Source organism: Catenibacterium sp. co_0103, assembly GCF_004168205.1.
Lineage (GTDB): Bacteria > Bacillota_I > Bacilli_A > Erysipelotrichales > Coprobacillaceae > Catenibacterium > Catenibacterium mitsuoka_A.
In genome coordinates, this window is sequence record NZ_RCYB01000179.1 from 1 (window position 1) to 1,922 (window position 1,922).

Here is a 1,922-nt window from a genome sequence, read left to right on the forward strand (position 1 = left end):
TAAAATTGATTAGAAATAAAGATATCCTCTAGGTGTAATAACCAGGAGGATATTTTTTATGTGTAAACTATGTAAATATGTAATTATTAAAAATGGAGTTTTATGTGTATTGGAAACAGATAGAATGAAGGAAGTCATAAGAAATGAACTTGGTGTATTTGACTACCGTGATTATATATTTGATGATGATCCATCAGTCTATATTCTTGTAAAGGATTTAAGTGTATATGATACTGATCATACTATTGTTTACAGGTCTTTTCCAGATGATGCTGACGGTTATTTTAATGGCACTGTTATATTCACTAAGATGGATGATTTTGGCTTTGCATCATTAAGCAATAATGATATAGATATAATCAGAAGTCATCTACGCAGATTATCTGATGGACTGTTTGAAATGAGTTATTCTTTGAAGGATAGCTACTAATTTCTCGAGCGTTGAGTTTCTATCAAGATTATTTCTTACCTGTCTGAATTTTTCCTTATATGCATCAGGCTCCTTAGCGATATGGTTGAGTGGGTACTCACTAGTCATGTAATATTTCTAAGTATTCATTTGGTGAAAGCTTGGCTAGATTGTACTGATAACGATCATTGTTGTAATAAACCATATAGGAATCTATTATTTCCTTTAGTTCTTCGTATGAGCCAGCATTCTCTGTATATCTGCCTATCTCATCTTTCATATGTCCGAAGAAGGATTCCTGGGGAGCGTTGTCCCAGCAGTTTCCTCTTCTTGACATTGACTGTCTGATTTCCAGGCTCTTGAGTGAGTCAATAAACTTAATACTTGTATAATGCACACCCTGATCACTGTGTATCAGAGCATCAGTATGAATATTATGCTTATGTTTACTGTAAAGCTGATTTATTGTCTCCAGGACAAAGTCTACTTCTAAAGACGGTGATAATACATATGCAAGAATCTGCTTTGTAAATCCATCCTTTCCCACCGATAGATATGCTTTAGATCTTTTATGACCGTAGAATAGATAAGTAATGTCTGTTTCAAGCACATATCCAGGACCGTACTCCTCGAAGCGTCTGTTTAGAATATTATCTGCATAATTTGATGTTTTCATTGCCTTAGCCATCCTTCTTGCAGGACTGGCTTTTCTTATTGGGCAGAATAGACCGTATTTCTTCATCAGTCTTGAGATCTTTTTATGATTCATCACAATGCCCATGTGAAGAAGACGCATATGAATACCACGTCTGCCTTTGTCATATCCTTTGAACTTGTATGCTTCTAAAATCAGTTCAAAATCCTTACGGTCTTGTTCTTCTTTTTCGCTTATGGAACTTTTTCATTTCTTCCATGAATAGAACCCGCTTCTTGAAGCACCTGCAGTATCACATAATGCTGAGACACTCAGATTATTACTAGCTGATTCAAGAGTTCTATCTATCAGTTCATATTTTTCTCTTACTGTTTGTCCTTCTGCAGTTTTGAGATTTGCTTTCTGTTGATAAATCTCACTCTTTTTAAAAAATCGTTCTCCTGCTGGAGAATTTCGCATTTCTGTTTAAGTCTTTCTAGATCTTCCTCAATAGCCAGAACCCTTGCAAGAGGTCTGCCAGAATCTGTTCTTCTTGTGTCTTTGAATCCTTCTACTCTTGTTGCTTCTTTCCTTACACGATATGTAAAACTTTTAGTTCGACGGGGTCCTAGCAAACTTGGATCAAATCCATATTTTTTAAAAATATTTCTAGGTAACATTCCTTTCTGTAAATCTGTTCAGAAGAGTTCTTTAAATTCTTCTGAATAAGTTATACTTTTAACAGAAACTTTCTTTACATATGGATTCTTCTCAAGTTCCTTTACTTGCTCATCACTAAAATAATTTGCTCCCATAATAACACCACCATTCTATAATCATTATACTACGCAAAATAAAAACCCTGTAAAACAGGGTCAC

Annotated in this window: 3 protein-coding genes; 1 reads left to right on the forward strand and 2 read right to left on the reverse strand. The window is 34.7% G+C overall.

The window, feature by feature from the left end; genetic code table 11:
* Positions 1 to 58: 58 nt before the first annotated feature.
* On the forward strand, positions 59 to 430 hold the full coding sequence (locus tag EAI80_RS12910; RefSeq protein WP_129982359.1) for a hypothetical protein: 372 nt from the start codon (positions 59 to 61) through the stop codon (positions 428 to 430).
* A gap of 100 nt (positions 431 to 530) precedes the next feature.
* On the opposite strand, the gene EAI80_RS12915 is transcribed toward EAI80_RS12910, so the two are convergent.
* Both EAI80_RS12915 and EAI80_RS12920 read right to left on the reverse strand, forming a co-directional pair.
* Complete coding sequence (locus tag EAI80_RS12915; RefSeq protein WP_129982360.1) at positions 531 to 1,301, reverse strand: IS3 family transposase; 771 nt, start codon at positions 1,299 to 1,301, stop codon at positions 531 to 533.
* Positions 1,302 to 1,310: 9 nt separating this feature from the next.
* On the reverse strand, positions 1,311 to 1,523 hold the full coding sequence (locus EAI80_RS12920; protein ID WP_129982361.1) for a hypothetical protein: 213 nt from the start codon (positions 1,521 to 1,523) through the stop codon (positions 1,311 to 1,313).
* Positions 1,524 to 1,922 lie beyond the last annotated feature (399 nt).